General features: G+C 64.9%; 16 protein-coding genes and 1 riboswitch. Of the genes, 12 read left to right on the forward strand and 4 right to left on the reverse strand.

Annotation, left to right across the window (positions count from 1 at the left end; genetic code table 11):
* Positions 1-20: 20 nt before the first annotated feature.
* Entirely contained in the window at positions 21-2,543 is a 2,523-nt protein-coding gene (gene secD, locus ABLE86_RS03120) for a protein translocase subunit SecD (RefSeq protein ID WP_348777441.1), read from the forward strand.
* Positions 2,544-3,030: 487 nt separating this feature from the next.
* Here secD and ABLE86_RS03125 read toward each other — a convergent pair whose 3' ends face one another.
* The 3 genes from ABLE86_RS03125 to glpD form a co-directional block, all read right to left on the reverse strand.
* Complete coding sequence (locus tag ABLE86_RS03125; protein ID WP_348777442.1) at positions 3,031-4,245, reverse strand: MFS transporter; 1,215 nt, start codon at positions 4,243-4,245, stop codon at positions 3,031-3,033.
* Between the two features lie 149 nt (positions 4,246-4,394).
* Positions 4,395-6,233 carry a dihydroxy-acid dehydratase gene (gene ilvD, locus ABLE86_RS03130; RefSeq protein WP_348777443.1) on the reverse strand — a complete coding sequence of 613 codons (1,839 nt, stop codon included), beginning with the start codon at positions 6,231-6,233 and terminating at the stop codon, positions 4,395-4,397.
* A gap of 271 nt (positions 6,234-6,504) precedes the next feature.
* Entirely contained in the window at positions 6,505-8,031 is a 1,527-nt protein-coding gene (gene glpD / locus ABLE86_RS03135) for a glycerol-3-phosphate dehydrogenase (RefSeq protein WP_348777444.1), read from the reverse strand.
* Between the two features lie 296 nt (positions 8,032-8,327).
* A riboswitch (FMN riboswitch) is annotated at positions 8,328-8,474 on the forward strand.
* 80 nt (positions 8,475-8,554) lie between these two features.
* On the opposite strand from glpD, the gene ABLE86_RS03140 reads away from it, so the two are divergent.
* From ABLE86_RS03140 to ABLE86_RS03180, 9 genes are all read left to right on the forward strand, one after another.
* A complete protein-coding gene (locus ABLE86_RS03140) occupies positions 8,555-9,028 on the forward strand; it encodes a 6,7-dimethyl-8-ribityllumazine synthase (RefSeq protein WP_348777445.1) in 474 nt (157 codons plus the stop codon).
* Between the two features lie 291 nt (positions 9,029-9,319).
* Positions 9,320-9,961, forward strand: a complete 642-nt coding sequence (locus ABLE86_RS03145; protein ID WP_348777446.1) for an XRE family transcriptional regulator — start codon at positions 9,320-9,322, stop codon at positions 9,959-9,961.
* Positions 9,962-11,038 carry an extracellular solute-binding protein gene (locus ABLE86_RS03150; RefSeq protein WP_348777447.1) on the forward strand — a complete coding sequence of 359 codons (1,077 nt, stop codon included), beginning with the start codon at positions 9,962-9,964 and terminating at the stop codon, positions 11,036-11,038. It begins immediately after the preceding gene.
* Positions 11,039-11,085: 47 nt separating this feature from the next.
* Positions 11,086-11,970, forward strand: coding sequence for an ABC transporter permease (locus ABLE86_RS03155; protein ID WP_348777736.1), 885 nt, complete (start codon positions 11,086-11,088; stop codon positions 11,968-11,970).
* Entirely contained in the window at positions 11,967-12,755 is a 789-nt protein-coding gene (locus ABLE86_RS03160) for an ABC transporter permease (protein WP_348777448.1), read from the forward strand. Before ABLE86_RS03155 ends, ABLE86_RS03160 begins: the two co-directional genes overlap by 4 nt.
* 1 nt (position 12,756) lies before the next feature.
* A complete protein-coding gene (locus ABLE86_RS03165) occupies positions 12,757-13,890 on the forward strand; it encodes an ABC transporter ATP-binding protein (RefSeq protein ID WP_348777449.1) in 1,134 nt (377 codons plus the stop codon).
* A gap of 26 nt (positions 13,891-13,916) precedes the next feature.
* Positions 13,917-15,302 carry an FAD-binding oxidoreductase gene (locus ABLE86_RS03170; protein WP_348777450.1) on the forward strand — a complete coding sequence of 462 codons (1,386 nt, stop codon included), beginning with the start codon at positions 13,917-13,919 and terminating at the stop codon, positions 15,300-15,302.
* 71 nt (positions 15,303-15,373) lie between these two features.
* Positions 15,374-15,730: a cupin domain-containing protein gene (locus ABLE86_RS03175; protein ID WP_348777451.1), complete on the forward strand. Its 357-nt coding sequence runs from the start codon at positions 15,374-15,376 to the stop codon at positions 15,728-15,730.
* A 150-nt stretch (positions 15,731-15,880) separates the two neighbouring features.
* A complete protein-coding gene (locus ABLE86_RS03180; protein ID WP_348777452.1) occupies positions 15,881-16,198 on the forward strand; it encodes a hypothetical protein in 318 nt (105 codons plus the stop codon).
* Between the two features lie 127 nt (positions 16,199-16,325).
* Here the strand turns inward: ABLE86_RS03180 and ABLE86_RS03185 are convergent, their stop codons facing one another.
* Positions 16,326-17,555 carry an aromatic ring-hydroxylating dioxygenase subunit alpha gene (locus ABLE86_RS03185; RefSeq protein WP_348777453.1) on the reverse strand — a complete coding sequence of 410 codons (1,230 nt, stop codon included), beginning with the start codon at positions 17,553-17,555 and terminating at the stop codon, positions 16,326-16,328.
* Between the two features lie 535 nt (positions 17,556-18,090).
* Here ABLE86_RS03185 and ABLE86_RS03190 point away from each other — a divergent pair.
* Both ABLE86_RS03190 and ABLE86_RS03195 read left to right on the forward strand, forming a co-directional pair.
* The gene (locus tag ABLE86_RS03190) at positions 18,091-18,354 is read left to right on the forward strand and encodes a DUF982 domain-containing protein (RefSeq protein WP_348777454.1); all 264 of its coding nucleotides are present in this window, start codon (positions 18,091-18,093) and stop codon (positions 18,352-18,354) included.
* 12 nt (positions 18,355-18,366) lie between these two features.
* Complete coding sequence (locus ABLE86_RS03195) at positions 18,367-18,687, forward strand: DUF982 domain-containing protein (protein ID WP_348777455.1); 321 nt, start codon at positions 18,367-18,369, stop codon at positions 18,685-18,687.
* The last annotated feature ends 35 nt before the right edge of the window (positions 18,688-18,722 follow it).

The raw sequence follows: 18,722 nt of genomic DNA on the forward strand, positions 1-18,722 counted from the left end.
CATAGACAGGACCAGAACCAATGCGAACTTCCAAATGGGTGGTGGCGTCTTACGTCGTCATCATCCTTATCGGCATCTTCGCCGCCCTTCCAAGCGCCATGCCGCCCTCCATGCTCGAGAAGATGCCGAGCTGGTTCAGGCACCAGGTCACCCTCGGCCTCGACCTTCAGGGCGGCTCCCACCTCGTGCTCGAAGTCGACGCCAATGCGCTGAAGACCGACCGGCTGCGCTCGCTGCTGGACGATGCACGCGGTGCCCTGCGCAAGGAGCGCATCCCCGTGCAGTCGGCCCGCGTGGCTGGCGATGCCGTTGTCATCAGCATCGACGACGACAACCAGCGCGCCCAGGCGCTCGACGTGCTGAAGAAGCTCGCCGCTCCCGTCAGCGGCATCGGCTTCGGCGCGGGCACGGCCGACATCGACGTCACCACCCAGCAGAAGCAGATCAGGCTGGTGCTGACGGAAGCCGGCATCCGCGACCGCATCGACGCGGCGATCCAGCAGAGCCTGGAGATCGTGCGCCAGCGCGTCGACCAGGTCGGCGTCGCCGAACCGACGATCCAGCGCGTCGGTTCCGACCGCATCCTGGTTCAGCTGCCAGGCCTGCAGGATCCGACACGCTTGCGCGAGCTGCTGGGTAGCACGGCCAAGATGGAATTCCACATGGTCGCCACCAATGTGGAGCCCGGCCAGCCGCTGCCTCCGGGCGTGTCCATGCTGCCGGACGCCAAGACCAACCAGCAATACCCAATTGAGGACCGCGTTGCGATCAGCGGCGAGCGTCTGACCGATGCCCGCGCCGGCTTCAACCAGACCACCCAGGAGCCGATCGTCTCCTTCCGCTTCGACAGCGTCGGCGCCCGCCAGTTCGCCGAGATCACCCAGGCCAATGTCGGACGGCCCTTCGCCATCGTGCTCGACGGCAAGGTGCTGAGCGCGCCGGTCATCCGCGAGCCTATCACCGGCGGCTCGGGCCAGATCAGCGGCAGCTTCACCGTCGAAGACACTACGGTTCTGTCGGCCCTGCTGCGCGCCGGCGCCCTGCCCGCGCCGCTGACCGTCATCGAGGAGCGCACCGTCGGTCCGGACCTCGGCGGCGACGTCATCCGCATGGGCCTCTACACCGGTGTCGCCGGCTTCCTGGCCGTCGTGGTGTTCATGGTGCTGCTCTACGGCAGTTGGGGCATGATCGCCAATTTCGGCCTGCTGCTGCACCTCATCATGACCATTGGCGGCCTCGCCATCATCGGTGCGACGCTGACCCTGCCCGGCATCGCCGGTATCATCCTGGGCATCGGCTTCGGGGTGGACGCCAACATTCTCATCAACGAACGAATAAGAGAGGAATCGAAGAAGGGTATCAGCGCCTTCGCCGCGCTGGACCATGGCTTCAAGCGAGCCTTCTCCACGATTGTCGACGCCAACGTCACCTCGCTGATCGTGACCGCGCTGCTGTTCATGTTCGGCTCCGGCCCGGTGCGCGGTTTCGCCGTCACCATGATCCTCGGCACCTGCCTGTCGCTGTTCACGGCCGTGGCCGTCGTCAGGGTGCTGATGACCGCGGTGGTGCGCCGCCAGAAGATGAAGACCATCCACATCGAGCCGCTGGTCCGCTTCTTCCCCGATCACACGTCGATCTCGTTCATGAACGCCCGCTTCCTCGGCATCGGCATGTCGATCCTGCTGTCGCTGGCGTCGATCGCGCTGTTCATCAAGCCGGGCCTCAACTACGGCATCGACTTCAAGGGCGGCATCCAGGTCGAGATCACCACCTCGCAGCCGGCCGACCTGGCCTCGCTGCGCAGCACGCTGAGCAGTCTCGAACTGGGCGAAGTGGCCCTGCAGAGGATCGGCGGCGACAACGACGTGCTGATCCGCGTGCAGCGCCAGGACGGCGGCGAGGCCGCGCAGACGGCAGCCGTGACCAAGGTCAAGGAAGCAGTCTCGAAGCTCGATCCGGGCGTAAAGTTCGACCGCGTCGACGTCGTCGGGCCGAAGGTCAGCGGCGAGCTCGCGCAATCGGGCGTGCTGGCCGTAGTGCTCTCGGCGCTGGCCATGCTGGTCTATATCTGGTGGCGGTTCGAGTGGAACTTCGCACTCGGAGCCATAGCCACGCTGATACTGGACACCACCAAGGCGGTCGGCTTCTTCGCGCTGATGGGGCTGGACTTCAACCTGACGGCCATCGCCGCGCTGCTGACGATCATCGGCTATTCGGTGAACGACAAGGTCGTGGTCTATGACCGGATGCGCGAGAACCTGCGCCTCTTCAAGAAGATGCCGCTGCGCCAGATCATCGACATGAGCATCAACCAGGTGTTCGCGCGATGCATCTACACCTCGGTCGCGATCCTGCTCTCGATCCTGCCGATGGCGATCTGGGGCGGCAGCGCGGTCGAGAACTTCGCGATCCCGATGGTGTTCGGCGTCTTCATCGCCACCTCCTCGTCGATCTTCATCGCGGCACCGATCCTGCTGCTGCTCGGCGACTGGTGGGCCAAGAACCACCCGCAGCGCGTGGAAGGCGCTCCGGCCAAGAGCTAGGCCGGCGTTCCGCTCCGGCTTTCCGGAGCGGCTTACCGACACAAGAACGGCGCCTCTCGGGGCGCCGTTTTTTGTTTGGCCGTCTGGTGGGTCGAGAAAGGAGCGAAGCGGCTCAGGGTAGATGGAACCGGTTCTGTTTCGCCGATAGCTCCGCCAGGAAGGCGGCGGCCGATGCCGCTGTCTCGGGCAAGTGCCAGCTTAACAAGAAGGGCATCGCCAGCGGGAAACCCTCTGGCCGGGTCAGTTCTTAAATCCGGCGGCGTACGCCTTGGGCGTAGCGCAGGCATGGCCTTTGCCTCACCCCGCCAAGCCCGGCGAGATGCATCCACGACAATTCCCCTCCTGTCGCAGGAGCGGCATGCGTTGGGATGGGAAGCCGGCTCGAAGAAGTGCGGCCGCTCAAGCGGCCGGCCCGTCATTGCGTCGAAGAGATGCCGGACATGGGGTCGTATTCACGGGACGGAAGCCGCCGCCCCGCCATCGGCGCTCAGGCCGCAGCCGTGCGCACGGCCTTCATCGAAGGCAAGAAGATCGTCAGCAGCCCCAGCAGCGGCAGGAACGAGCAGATCATGTAGACGAAGTCGATGCCCTTGATGTCGGCGATAATGCCGAGCACCGCGGCCGCTATGCCGCCCATGCCGAAGGCGAAGCCGAAGAAGATACCGGCGATCATGCCCACACGGCCCGGCACCAGCTCCTGCGCGAACACCACGATGGCCGAGAAGGCCGAAGCCAGGATAAGGCCGATCAGCACGGTCAGGATGCGCGTCCAGAACAGGTCCGCGTAGGGCAGCGCCAGCGTGAACGGCAGCACACCCAGGATCGAGAACCAGATGACGAATTTCGGGCCGAAGCGGTCGCCGATCGGCCCGCCCGCCACGGTGCCGACTGCGGCGGAACCCAGGAAGATGAACAGCATGATCTGCGCTTCCTGCACCGACACGCCGAACTTGTGGATGACGTAGAAGGTGTAGTAGCTCGACAGGCTGGCCATGTAGATGTTCTTGGTGAACACCAGCGTGGCCAGCACCACCAACGCGATCACCACCTTGCGGCGTGGCAGCGAAATGGCATGGCTGCTGGCGGGCCGCTTGGCCGAGGCCGCGCGGTAACGGCTATACCAGCCGCTGACCTGCCAGAGCACGAAAATGCCGACAAGAGCCGCCGCCGAGAACCAGGCAACGCTGGTCTGCCCCTTGGGCACCACGATGAAGGCGGCCAGCAGGGGCCCGAGCGACGATCCGAAATTGCCGCCGACCTGGAACACCGACTGAGCGAGCCCGTAGCGGCCGCCCGAGGCCATGCGCGCCACGCGCGAGGATTCCGGATGGAACACGGCCGAGCCGATGCCGATGAGCGAGGCGCCAAGCAGCAGCATCGCGTAGTTTCCGGCATAGGCGAGCACGAAGAGGCCGATCATCGTCGACGTCATGCCCGCGGGCAGCGAATAGGGCATTGGCCGCTTGTCGGTGAACATGCCGATAAGCGGCTGAAGCAGCGAAGCCGTGAGCTGGAAGGTCATCGTCAGCAGGCCGATCTGCCAGAAGTCAAGGCCGTATCCGGTCTTCAGCATCGGGTAGATCGCCGCCAGAAGCGACTGCATCACATCGTTGATGAGATGGCAGAAGCTCACCGCCAGGAGAATGGCGTAGACTGTGTTGTCCGCCTGGATACGGCCGGCTGTCGCCGAAGCATCGGTCACGATAGTCTTCCTGCTGTTGGCCCCTCCGAAACGACCAGCGTTCGGGTGGACACTTGGCCTGCCACTCTCATACTCCCCGCATGCCAGGCGCGTCTTATGTCAGCCGGCGGCCTGCCTATAGGGCAGGTCGCCGGCGTGTTCTGGAAGTGTCAGTCTTCGCCCAGGTCGCGCACGGCGCCACGGGCGGCGCTGGTGGCGAAGGCAGCGTACGCCTTCAGAGCCGTCGTGACCTTGCGCTTGCGCTGCTCGACGGGCTTCCAGCCGGCGGCGTCCTGCTCGGCACGGCGCGCGGCCAGCGTCGCCTCGTCCACCGCGAGGCGGATGGTGCGGCCCGGAATGTCGATCTCGATGATGTCACCGTCGCGCACCAGTCCGATCGTGCCGCCTTCCGCCGCTTCCGGCGAAACGTGGCCGATCGACAGGCCCGACGTGCCGCCCGAGAAACGTCCGTCGGTGAGCAGCGCGCAGGCCTTTCCGAGGCCCTTCGACTTGAGGTAGCTGGTCGGATAGAGCATTTCCTGCATGCCCGGTCCGCCCCGCGGCCCTTCATAGCGGATCACCACGACATCCCCGGCCTTCACCTCGTTGCCGAGGATGCCCTTGACCGCAGCGTCCTGGCTTTCGAACACCTTGGCCGGGCCGGTGAATTTCAGGATCGACTCGTCGACGCCGGCGGTTTTCACCACGCAGCCGTCGAGCGCGATGTTGCCCTTGAGCACGGCAAGGCCGCCGTCCTTCGAGAACGGATGCTCGGCCGAGCGGATGACGCCGTTCTCGCGGTCGAGGTCGAGATCGTCCCAGCGGCGATCCTGGCTGAAGGCGGTCTGCGTCGGCACGCCGCCGGGTGCAGCCAGGAAGAAGTCTCGCACGGCCTGGCTGTTGGAGCGCGAAATGTCCCAATGCTCCAGCGCCTCGCCGAGGGTGGCGGCGTGGACGGTCGGCGAATCCCGGTTGAGCAGGCCAGCCTTGTCGAGCTGGCCGAGGATGGCCATGATGCCGCCGGCGCGGTGCACGTCTTCCATATGCACGTCGGCCTTGGCGGGCGCGACCTTGCACAGCACCGGAACCCGGCGCGACAGGGCGTCGATGTCGTCCATGGTGAAGTCGATCTCGCCCTCATGCGCCGCGGCCAGGATGTGCAGCACCGTGTTGGTGGAGCCGCCCATGGCGATGTCCAGCGTCATGGCGTTCTCGAAGGCGGCCTTGGAGGCGATGTTGCGCGGCAGCACGGTCTCGTCGTCCCGCTCGTAATAGCGCTGCGCCAGGTCGACGATGAGGTGGCCAGCTTCGACAAACAGCCGCTTACGGTCGGCATGGGTGGCCAGCGTCGAGCCGTTGCCCGGCAGCGACAGGCCCAGCGCCTCGGTCAGGCAGTTCATGGAATTGGCCGTGAACATGCCCGAGCACGAGCCGCAGGTCGGACAGGCCGAGCGCTCGATGGCCTTCACGTCCTCGTCGCTGACGCGATCGTCGGCAGCCGCCACCATGGCGTCGACCAGGTCGAGAGCCTGCGTCTTGCCGGCCAGCACCACCTTGCCGGCTTCCATCGGCCCGCCGGAGACGAAGACGGTGGGGATGTTGAGGCGCAGCGAGGCCATCAGCATGCCGGGCGTGATCTTGTCGCAGTTGGAAATGCAGACCATGGCGTCGGCGCAATGCGCATTGACCATATATTCCACCGAATCCGCGATCAGCTCGCGCGAAGGCAGCGAGTAGAGCATGCCGTCGTGGCCCATGGCGATGCCATCGTCGACGGCGATGGTGTTGAACTCCTTGGCGACGCCGCCAGCCTTCTCGATCTCTCGCGCCACGAGCTGGCCGAGATCCTTCAGGTGCACGTGGCCCGGCACGAACTGGGTGAAGGAGTTTACGACCGCGATGATCGGCTTGCCGAAATCGGAGTCCTTCATGCCGGTGGCGCGCCAGAGGCCGCGCGCGCCGGCCATATTGCGGCCGTGGGTGGTGGTGCGGGAGCGATAAGCAGGCATCGGATTCTTCCTAAGCTGGTCGTTGACCCCTGATATAGGCTTTCCGCGGGATCAGCGCGAAAAATCAGCGGCTTCAGGGCCCTTCCGCCTCATTTAACGAGCAGTGGCCGCCCTTTTCACAGGCTTGGCCCGGCGCAACGGCATGGGAGAATCCCGTCCCTTGCGCCCGAACCGTACCCGCGGGTACTCCCTCATAGCCAAAAGACGCCGTCGCGTCACCACCTAGCACGAAATTTTGCCGCATTTGCGTCGGCGGCCAATCGCGCGCCGATTATTGGGCTGCCAGCCTGCCGGTGCCGTCGGCAGCGCCGCGCATGAAGTCGCCGAGCGCCTGGCGCTGTGCGGCATCGATGTGCAACCCGCATTTGGTCCGCCGCCACAGCACGTCCTCGGGCGTCAGCGCCCATTCGTGCTGCATCAGGTAGCGCAGTTCGGCTTCGTAGAGGTCGGCGCCGAAATGGCGGCCGAGATCGGCGGCCGAGCGCGCATCGCCGAGCAGTTCGGCCGCGCGCGTGCCGTAGGCCCGGGTCAGCCGCCGGGCATGGCCGGGCGCGAGGAACGGATAGGCACGGCTCAGCGCCGCCACCTGCGCCTCGAAGCCGATGGCGAAGAAGTCGCCGCCCGGCAGCGGCGCGCCGGCGGTCCAGGGCTTGCCGCGCTTGCCCAGATGCGCCTCGATCTTTTCCAGCATGGCTTCGGCCAGGCGCCGGTAGGTGGTGATCTTGCCGCCGAAGACGTTGATCAGCGGCGCGCCTTCGCCCGCCTCCGCCTTCAGCACGTAGTCGCGCGTCGCCTCCTGCGCCTTCGAGGCGCCGTCGTCGTAGAGGGGGCGCACGGCCGCATAGGTCCAGACGATGTCCTCGCGCTTCACGGGGTCGGCGAAATATTCGCTGGCCGCCGCGCACAGATAGTCGACCTCGGCGTCGGTGATTTTTACCCCGTGCGGATCGCCAGAAAAATCGCGGTCGGTGGTGCCGATCAGCGTAAAATCCTCCTCATAGGGAATGGCGAAGATGATGCGCCCGTCCTTGTTCTGGAAGAAATAGGCGCGCGGGTCGTCGAACTTCTTGCGCACCACGACGTGGCTGCCCTGCACCAGGCGCACATGATGGGCCTTCGCATCGCCGACCGCATCGGCCAAAACCCTGTCCACCCAGGGGCCGGCGGCGTTGACGATGAGGCGAGCCCGCACCTCCTCGACCGCACCGCTGCGGGTGTCTTCGAGCAGCACCACCCAGTGGTCGCCGGCGCGGCGGGCCGCCACCACCCTGGTGCGGGTGCGGATGTCGGCGCCGCGGTCGGCGGCGTCGCGGGCGTTGAGCACCACCAGCCGGGCGTCGTCGACCCAGCCGTCCGAATATTCGAACGCCTTGGCAAACAGCGGCTTCAAGGGCTTGCCGGCCGGGTCGCGGCGCATGTCCAGCGTCCTGGTGGCCGGCAAGAGCTTGCGGCCGCCGATGTGGTCGTAGAGGAACAGGCCGAGCCGGATCAGCCAGGCCGGGCGCAGGCCCGCGGCGTGGGGCAGCACGAAGCGCATCGGCCGGATGATGTGCGGCGCCATCCGCCACAGCACCTCGCGCTCCATCAGCGCCTCGCGCACCAGGCGGAACTCGTAGTGCTCGAGATAGCGCAGGCCGCCGTGGATCAGCTTGGTCGAGCCCGAGGAGGTGCCACTGGCGAGGTCGTCCATCTCGGCCAGGCACACCGAATAGCCCCGCCCGGCCGCATCGCGCGCAATGCCGCAGCCATTGATGCCGCCGCCGATGATGAACACGTCGTGGATGGGAAGTTCGCTCATCTGTGCACTCTGATGCCGCTGACGGGCCCGACTTTCCGGCCACTGCCTCAGCCAATATGGAAATATTTCGAACCTATAACGAATGTCAAACGAAATCACCGCGAGCGCGGCTGTGAATTGCCATTGAACCCTGCAACACGCCGCTGGCAAGTCTTTTGAGCCATGCTTTCGAGTTGCGACTCTTCCCCTGGAAACGAAAGGAATGTCCTAGCCGCGGCTTCGGAACCGAAGGCTGCTTCCACATAAGCACGACGTGGATTGACGCCATGCCAGGTCATACTCCATAAACACGGGCGTCAAGTTCTCAGGGCGGGGCGAAATTCCCCACCGGCGGTAAGAGCGAAAGCTTGAGCCCGCGAGCGCCTTTCGAACCTTCGAAAGGGTCAGCAGATCCGGTTGAATTCCGGAGCCGACGGTCATAGTCCGGATGAAAGAGAACGAACGCGACCGCGGCTGCCCCAAGGGCTGATTGTGTCTCGTCTCGTGCGTCCTGATTCTGGGCATTGAACGGAAGGAAGGACCCATGAATCAGATTACCCCTCGCGAATTCGAAACCCGCCGCGTTGCCGTGATCCGCGCACGCTGGCACGCCGACATCGTCGACCAGTGCGTGAACTCTTTCACCGAACTCACGCATTCGCTGTCAAACGGCAAGACGGCCGTGGACGTCTTCGACGTGCCCGGCGCGCTGGAGATCCCGCTGCACGCCAAGCTGGTGGCCGAGACCGGCCGCTACGACGCCATCCTGGGCGTCGCCTTCGTGGTGAATGGCGGCATCTACCGGCACGACTTCGTGGCCGGCACCGTGCTCGACGGCATGATGACCGTGCAGCTCGCCACCAATGTCCCGGTGCTGTCGGCAGTGCTCACGCCGCACAATTTCCACGAGAGCGAGGAGCACCGGCGATTCTTCTTCGAGCACTTCAAGGTGAAGGGCCAGGAGGCAGCCAACGCCTGCCACCAGATACTCGACGCGCGCGCCGCGGTCGCCGCATAAAGGCCGCATTTGACGAACCGCGGCAGCAGGCGCGACCATCCGGATGCGCCTGCCATCGGACCCACGAGGGAAACAGCAAGCGCTTGGGTCCAAATACCTTTTTCCGCCAGGGGCCGGTCGCAATCGGGCGGACGGAACGTCGGGACCGAGCCCTATTCACAGGCAAATGATGCCGCCGCAGATTCATACTTGACCGCGCCGGACACCACTTCATAAGCTGTAAAGTGGGTAGGAATAGAGGATAGATTGAAGCTTTCGGAGGAGCAATCTGCCACGGCCGGGGAAGCCGGAATGCAGCCGCGCCCGCCGCTGTTGGGCGAGCGCGTGAAGGCGTTTCGCACCGCCAGGCGCCTGACCTTGCGGCAGCTGGGCGAGATGGTCGGCACCACGGCCAGCTTCCTGAGCCAGCTCGAGCGGGGTCGCTCTGGCGCCAACACCAGCACGCTGATGCTGATCGCCAATGCGCTCGGCATAAGCGTCTCCAACCTTTTCGATGAAGGGGAAGTGTCGCCGCACAGGGTCCTGAACCGTGCCGAACGCCCTGCCCTGGCCCTCAGCGAAGGCTATCGCAAGACGATGCTCTCGCGTCGTCCGATCCACGAAATGGAAGTCTATTCGGGCGAGTTCGCCGTCGGCGGCTCTACAGGGGACCTGCTCTACACGCATGGCAACGCGCATGAGATGTTCATAGTGCTGCGAGGCCGGCTGGAGCTGACCCTCGGCGACGAGCGCTTCATCCTCGATGAAGGCGACAGCATCGAATACTCAACCGCAACGCCGCACAAGGCGAGGAATGTTGGCGACAAGCCGGCCGAGGTGCTGTGGGTGATTGCGCCCCCCACCAGCGAAGCCGTCGAACTCGATCAATATGTGGCCCGGAAATCGCTCGCATCCGGGCATTCAAAAACAGACAGCGGGTTATCGGAGGAATAAATGATCCATAAGTCGATTATGGGCATTGCCAGCGCCTCGGCGCTTGCCATGCTCGCCACTGCCGCCGTGGCGCAGGATGCGCCGCCCGCCGGCACCATCGTGGACGGTTCGCTCAAGGGCAAGACGCTGACCTTCGTCTCCTATGGCGGCATCTACCAGGACGGCCAGGTCGCGGCGATGAAGGAATTCGTCGACAGGACCGGCGTTACGCTGCTCAATGACGGCCCGACTGAGATCGCCAAGCTGCAGGCGCAGGTCGAATCCGGCAATGTCACCTGGGACGTCGTCGACACCGCCGACTTCCCGCCCTACGTGCACTGCGGCACGCTGTTCCAGAAGCTCGACTTCTCCAAGCTCGACATCTCGCACATTCCGCCCGGCCAGGTCGGCGAGTGCAGCGTGCCGGCGATGAACTACGGCATCGTCCTGATGTACAAGAACGACACCTACAAGGACAATCCGCCCAAGGACTGGAAGGATTTCTTCGACACCGAGAAGTTCCCCGGCATCCGCGCCATCGACGGCAGCGGCGACCCGCTGGGCGGCCTCATCGAGCAGGGCGTTCTGGCCGACGGCGGCTCGGTTGAGAACATGACCGCTGCCGACATCGACCGCGGCATCGCCAAGATCAAGGCGCTCGGCCCGGACACCATCTTCTGGAAGACCGGCGCGGAATCGCAGCAGCTCGCCGAGTCCGGCGAAGCCGACATGATCATGATGTGGACCGGCCGCGCCATGACCGCCGTGAAGAACGGCGCGGAATACACGCCGGTCTGGCAGGACTGGATGGTCGTGATGGACCAGATGACCATTCCGGTCGGCGTCAAGGACACGGAAGCTTCCTACGCGCTCATCAACGCCTATCTGGGCAAGCAGGCGCAGGAAGTGCTGACCGAGCAGACCTCCTACTCGCCGATCCATGACGAGGCCCAGCCGAAGGTCGATCCGTCGGTCGCCGCCTTCCTGACCAACACGCCCGAGCGCGTGAAGCAGGGCTACCAGCAGAACATCAAGTTCTGGGTCGAGAACTTCGATGCCGCCTCTGAAAAGTGGACGGCGTTGATGTCCGGCAACTAAGCCGCATCGTCAGACCGGGGCTGTAAAGCGTGAACCAGACAATCGACATGACCATGACCGGGGGGCCTAGCCCCCGGTCCGCAGGCAGCGCAGCGCCGCGGCGCTGGCGGCTGGCCGCCTATCCGTCACTGCTGACGGCGCCGGCGGTCCTGCTTCTCATCGCGGCAATGGGCTATCCGCTGCTCACCATCGTGTTGCGCAGCTTCTCCGAACCGGAATGGGGGCTGCAGAACTACGTCTGGTTCTTTTCCACCCCCGTCAACCTCACGGTCCTGGCCCGCACCTTCTCCATCTCGGCCTGGGTCGCCATCGTCTGCGTCGTCGCGGCCTACCCCTACGCCTATCTTATGACGGTGGTGGGGCCGCGCATGCGGCTGCTGCTCATCCTGTGCGTGCTGGTGCCGTTCTGGGTCAGCGGCGTGGTGCGCACGTTGGCCTGGGTGATCCTGCTGCAGGATTCCGGCGTCATCAATACCATCATCAAGTCGCTCGGCTTCGGCGCGGTGAAGCTCATCCGCACCCCCACCGGCGTCGTCATCGGCATGGCGCAGGTGCTCCTGCCCTTCATGATCCTGCCGCTCTATTCCGTCATGCGCGGCATCGACCTCAGGCTGGTCCAGGCCGCACGCAGCCTCGGCGCGCGGCCCTCGCTCGCCTTCCTGCAGGTCTATCTGCCGCTGTCGCTGCCCGGCGTCTTCGCCGGTGCCATCATCGTCTTCATCCTGGCGCTCGGCTTCTACATCACGCCGGCCCTGCTCGGCGGCCCGCGCAGCACCATGCTGTCCACGCTCGTGCAGAACCAGGTGCTCAGCCTGCTCAACTGGGGCCGCGGCGGCGCCATGGGCGTGGTGCTGCTGATGTCGACCTTCGTGCTGCTGGCGGTCGCCGCACCGTTCATGCGCCAGCGCCACAAGAAGTCTGCGAGGTCGTGAAAATGAAGCCCTTCCGCATCATTCTCGGCCTGTTCTGCCTGCTCGTCGCCATCTGGCTGGTGATGCCGACGCTGGTCGTCATCCCCATGTCGTTCAACGAGAAGAAGTCACTGGCCTTCCCGCCCGCCGGCTTCTCCTGGCAGTGGTACGTCAATTTCTTCACCAATCCGGAGTGGCTCACGAGCTTCGTCAACTCGCTGAAGGTGGCTGGCATCGTCGCCATCGTTGCCACCTTCATCGGCACGCTGGCATCTCTGGGGCTCAGCCGCATGAAGCATTCGGGCGCCGGCATCCTGCGTGCGCTGCTGATCACGCCCATGATCGTGCCCGGCGTGGTGCTGGCCATCGGCGTCTATGCGGTCTACCTCAACTACCAGCTCGTCGGCACCACGCTCGGCTTCGTCATCGCACACACCATGCTGGCGATCCCCTTCGTCATCATCGCCGTGTCGGCCAGCCTTGAGGTCTTCGACGTGCGGCTTGAAACGGCCGCCGCCAGCCTCGGCGCGAACCGCTTCACCACCTTCCGCACCATCACGCTGCCGCTGATCGCGCCCGGCATCCTCTCGGGGCTGCTGTTTGCCTTCGTCACCTCGTTCGACGAGATCATCGTGGCGCTGTTCATCACCAGCCCCTACCTGAAGACCCTGCCCGTGCAGATCTTCACCAGCATCACCCGTGACGCCGACCCGACGGTCGCGGCCGTCGGAACCATCATCTTCCTGGCCACGTCGCTGATCATCACTGCAGGGCTGCTCATCGGCTCGAAATCGAAAAGAAGCTGACATGCACACAACCAACATGTCCCCCTCGAAGACCAGGGAACGCGGCGCGGCCATCGACATCCGCAACGCCACCAAGCGCTACGGCAATTTCGTCGCCCTCAACGATGTCAGCCTGCACATCGAGCCGGGCGAGTTCATGACCCTGCTGGGCCCCAGCGGCTCAGGCAAGACCACGACGCTCAATGTCGTCGCGGGCTTCACCGACCTCACCGCCGGCCAGCTCTCCGTCGGCGGCCAGAGCATCGTCGGCGTGCCGGCCCACAAGCGCAACATCGGCGTCGTGTTCCAGCACTACGCGCTGTTCCCGCACATGACCGTGGGCAAGAACGTGGCCTATCCGCTCACCCTCCGGGGCGTGGACAAGGCCGAGCGCGACCGCCGCGTGGCGCTGGCCCTCGACATGGTCAAGATGGCCGATTTCGCGCATCGCTATCCAAGCGAACTGTCGGGCGGCCAGCAGCAGCGCGTGGCGCTGGCACGCGCCATCGTGTTCGACCCGCCGCTGCTGCTCATGGACGAGCCGCTGGGCGCATTGGACAAGAAGCTGCGCGAATGGCTGCAGCTTGAAATCAAGCGCATCCACCGCGAACTCGGCACCACCTTCGTCTACGTCACCCACGACCAGGAGGAAGCGCTGGTTCTGTCCGACCGCATCGCGGTCTTCAACCAGGGCCGCATCGAGCAGATCGGCACCGGACGCGAGCTCTACGACGAGCCGGCCACGCTGTTCGTAGGCAAGTTCATAGGCGAATCCACCACCCTGCGCGGCACCGCCGAAGCCGCGGGCGGCGAGACCGGCCTCACCATCGCCGGCCAGAAGGCGGTGGCGAAAGGACATCTTTCCGACGGGCGCAAGCCGGTCATCCTGCTGCGGCCGGAAAAGCTGGCGCTGGCCGCTGCCGGCGCACCGCTGGCCGATGGCCACAACAGCCTGGCCGGCCGGGTGAGCGAGGCGATCTATCTCGGCTCCGGCTCCAAATACCAGGTCACGCTCAAGGACGGCTCGGTCGCCATCGTGCGCTCGCCGCTGGAAGCCGCCTCCTTCTCGATCGGAGACGAGGTCGATGTGCGCTGGTCGATCGCCGATTCCAAGCTGCTCGCCGACGACGAGCGCGCCGACCTCACGCTGACCTGATTTTCACCCAAGCCGGACCTCACCACATGCAAGCCAAGACAAACGGCAACATCTCCTTCTGGTACGCCGACATAGGCGGCGTACCTTCCTACCGAGCCCCCCTGCCCGGCGATCTCGAAGCCGATGTCTGCATCGTGGGCGCCGGCTTCACCGGCCTGTGGACGGCCTACTACCTCAAGAAGGCCGATCCCTCGATCCGCATCGCCATCGTGGAAAAGGAATTCGCCGGCTTCGGCGCTTCCGGTCGCAATGGCGGCTGGCTGTCGGGCGGCTTCGGCTGGTCGCGGGAAAAATACCTGAAAACCTCGACCCGCGGCGCTGTGGTGGACATGCAGCTTGCCATGTATGGCACGGTCAATGAGGTGATTTCGGTGACCGAGGCCGAGGGCATCGACGCCGACATCATGCGCGTCGACAACATCACTGTCGCCACCAACAAGCCCCAGCTTGAGCGTGCAAAGGCGGAATACGAACAGGCCAAGACCTGGGACATGCCGGCCGACCGCATTGCGTTCCTCAGCGCGCAGGAAGCACGCGAACGCATCAACATTCACAATGTGCAGGGCGCCTATGTGCTGCGCGGCATGGCGCGGGTGCAGCCGGCCAAGCTGGTGCGCGGCCTGGCCCACACCGTCGAGCGCCTCGGCGTGCCGATCTACGAGCAGACCACGGTGCTCGGCCTCGAGAAGGGCAAGGTCACGACCGATCGCGGCACGGTGCGCGCACCCATCATCGTGCGGGCCACGGAAGGTTTTACCGCCGGCATTCCGGGCAACGAGCGGCTGTGGCTACCGCTCAACAGCGCCCAGATCATCACCGAGCCGCTGCCGCAATCGCTGTGGGACGAGATCGGCTGGAACGGCCACGAACTGCTCGGCGATGCCGCACACGCTTATTGCTACGCCCAGCGCACCCGCGAGGGCCGCATCACCATGGGCGGGCGCGGCGTGCCCTATCGGTTTGGCTCGAAGACCGACGTGCGCGGCCAGACGCAGCAGGAAACCATCGACGCGCTCTACAAGATCCTGATGCGGCTCTTGCCGCAGACCCGCGATCTCAAGATCGACCATGCCTGGTGCGGCGTGCTGGGCGTGCCGCGCGACTGGTGCACCACCGCCGGGCTCGACGAGGAAACCGGCATCGCCTGGGCAGGCGGCTATGTGGGCCTGGGCGTCTCAAGCTCCAACCTTTCGGGCCGCACGCTGCGCGATCTCATCCTGCGCCGCGACACCGAGCTCACCCGCCTGCCCTGGGTCAACCGCCGGGTGCGCAAGTGGGAGCCCGAGCCGATGCGCTGGCTGGGCGTACATTCCATGTACCAACTCTACCGCATCGCCGACGAGCGCGAGGAAGCCGGCCTCCAGCAAACTTCGAAGCTGGCAGCCCTCGCCGACAGCATCACCGGGCACTAAGCCCGGTGGTCTTCTGAGAAATCAGAACAACTTCAAGAACTTAGTATTTTAACGACCATCCGGAGATTGCCATGATCGAATTCCAGACCTTCGCCCACCTCGCCAACATCGATCTTGGCGCCCCGGAGCCCAAGCCCACCTCGGTCGAGGGCAACCAGGAAGAGGCGGCCAAGACGCTGTGGACCTCGCCGGATGGCAAGCTGGAGATCGGCGTCTGGGAGTGCACCCCCGGCCGCTTCACCGCCGTGCGCGAGGACAACTCCGAGACCTGCCACATCGTGTCGGGCCGCGTCTCGCTGCATGGCCCCGACGGCCGCACCCAGGAAGTTCGCCCCGGCGAGGTGCTGGTGCTGCCCAAGGGCTGGCGCGGCGAGTGGACGGTCCACGAAAAGGTGCGCAAGCTCTACGTCATCTACAAGGACGTCTGATCAACCGCGGGAATTCCGCATTTCCGAAATCTCCGCTGGCGCAACGAGCTGAAAAGTAGCACACTTGTTTTGCAAGGATCACGCGCCAAACCAAGGGGTTAGGGCCGCGGCTTCCCGCCAGTTCGGGGCAGCCGGGCTCCGGAAAGCGGCATGGACCAGCAACACAAAGGTAGCCACGGCGCGGTCCGTTTCCGCGCCGTTCGCGGCGGCAAGACGACCAAAATCGACGCCGACGAAATCGAGGTCACGCTGGGCAACGGCGTGACGTTCACGCTTTCCGCAGTGGATACACCCGGCGACGGCGTGGCGCTGCACATTCCCCATCAGGAGCCGGAAGCCCCGCAGTTCGGGGTCTTCTCCATCGAACCCGGCGCAGCCAACACCATCTTCGTGCGCGCAGTGCTCTATGACCGCGATGCAGAGGACGGCCTGCGTCCGGACGAACTGAACGCCTCGAACGACGATTGAGCCTTCAATCCTGCGAGGTTGCGAACAATCGCTCCATGATTATTCATTCGAGCCCGCGGCCGTGCACGGCGCAACCACCCTGCACAGCCTGTGAGCCCAACCGCCGAGGCAGGTCGGCAAAGGCCCGTCAGGGCCGGCTGATCTCGTCCAGATACCAGCCGATGTAGCGCAGTTCGTTGTGCTCCATCGGCGCGATCGGCCCGGGTTCGAAGTAGCGCGAAGCCACGCCGTGCGCGGTGTGCTCGATGATCTTCTTGTCTTCCTCGGTGGTGACCTTCCACAGCCAGATCAGCTTTTCGAGGTCGTAGTCCCTGCCCTCCTCGGCATCGCCGCGCACCAGCCAGATCAGCTCCATCTCGCAGGTGTCCACCGTCTTGGGAATGAAGCGGTAGATCATGCCATGGTCGGGATAGCAGACCAGGAAGGTCGTGCCGCCGAGATGGATCGAGGTCACGCCGCCGTCATAGTCGGTGAAGCGGCCCATCAGCGGCGCCACCGGCGAGCCGTCCTCGCTGCCGCTCGAAACGCCGTCGTAAAGCGCATAGCGGAAGCTGTGAATCGCCTCCTGGCCCTTGGCGGAAGTCTGCCAGTTGTCGGCGCTGACGATCTCGATGCCCAGCGCGCAGGTGCGCTCCTCCATCGCGGCGTTCAGCTTCTCGATCATGTGCAGCGGCTGCTCCAGCGCATGCGTCTTGGAGTATTCGGGATGCGCCGGCCCGCAATGGTAGCACTCGACATAGTTCTCCACCGCAAGCTTCCAGTTCGCGGCGACCGGATAGGTCTGGCGGTAGGCAACCTTGGCGTCCGCCCAGCCATACTGGCCGCAGCTCGTGCGCAACTGCTCGGCGATCGGCTCGAAGTCCAGCGGCTTCTCGGCAAGGCAGATGAACACCAGCCCCTCGGCCACGCGCACATGCAGCTTCTTCAGCCCATGGGCGGAGCGGTCGAAATCCTTCGGCATCAGCCGCGCGGCGCGCAGGCTGCCGTCGTTGGAATAGGTCCAGGCGTGATAGGGGCACACGAAGAATTTGGCATTGCCCTTGGGCTTGGTGCAGACCTCGGCGCCGCGATGGCGGCAGACGTTGAGCATCGCGTGGATCGTGCCGTCCTCGGCACGCGAAAGGATCACGGCCTCGCTGTCGATCTTGAACAGTTCGAAGTCGCCAGGGTTGGGAATGATGTTGGCATGCCCCAGGCAGTGCCAATGGCGGCGGAACACGCGCTCCATGTCGCGGTCGTAGATGGCCGGGTCCTTGTAGAACGCGCGAGCCAGGCCGTAGCCGGGACGATGGGACGCCACCAGGCCGTCGATTGGGTCGATCTCACTGGAGGCCTGCGGGAAAGGAACCACGGTCATGCGCCGCTCCTGATCATTTGTTGCATGGGACCGGCCGTGCGGAGACCTCAAAATCGGATCGTCGCGCAGGTCCGCCAGGGTCTGCCATGCGCAACCACCTACCCCTCGGCGCCCGCCTGGCAGGCCAGGTTGACGACATTCGCGGGCGGTCCCTTCCCGTCTTTGCCTCGCACGCACTCATTGGGAACCGACCCCGAAATCGGGGTCCGGTCCGCCGCGGGCACGATGCTTGGTTTGAAGGAATTGGAGCTTGGCCCGAAGGCTTTAAAACGGGCCTGAGCGCTCCGGAAACCGGCACCTCGAACACCGCCATCAAATCACCGACGCCGGTGGCCGGCGAGCGCGAAAACGACACCGCCTGCGCGGACCACGACACGGTCCATCGGACGTTTCGCAGCCCCGGCGGTGACCGTCCCCGTCGACTGAATGGTCGCGCAAGCGGCCCCCTTCGGATTGCCGCGAATGCCTGCTTCCGCATGCAACCTCCCGCGCCGTCATGCGTTGAGACATGCGCAGAAAATTGGGGGGTGTCGCCATGGACACAGATCAGATTTTCGGATGGTTCGACAAGCCGGTTCCAGTTTCCGTCGGCTTGACGCATGATGTTCGCAACATATCCAATGCTCGGCAGGCGTTGGATATACTCATGAACCACTGGCCAAGCGCCGGCACCCAGCAGCATAGGGACGCGCGGCAGGCCTGCCTGGAGGTATTGCGCGGCGAAAGAAGACCCGAGGATGCGCGAAAGGCCTTTGCAGAAGCCGCACGCGGTGCGGGCATTCTGTTCGAATTGGGGTAGCTGGAGGAAATGATGGACAGCCTGCAATTCCTGATGCCGGTGCGACTGGTGACCGAGGCCGGACAGCCGGTCATCGAAATCTACGGCGTCGACGAAGCGCTCGACTTTCTGCTTGCGTGGCCCATCGGCCGCCAGGGGCCGGTGTACCAGCGCGCGCTGAACGCCTGCTTTTCCGCCAGCTTGGACCAGGCATCCGCAGAGGATGCGCGCAAGGCGTTCTTCAATTTCGCCAAGGTGGGAGGCCTTTTGGCCAAGGATGCCCTGATCTCGGCATCGAACAGCAGCCGCCGCCGGCGCATCGCCGCCTACCGCGTCGCCCGGCCACGGCTCTGACAGCCGCCGTCGGGGTTTTCATCCGAAGGCTCCCT

Source organism: Mesorhizobium sp. KR2-14 (assembly GCF_040049255.1).
GTDB lineage: Bacteria > Pseudomonadota > Alphaproteobacteria > Rhizobiales > Rhizobiaceae > Pseudaminobacter.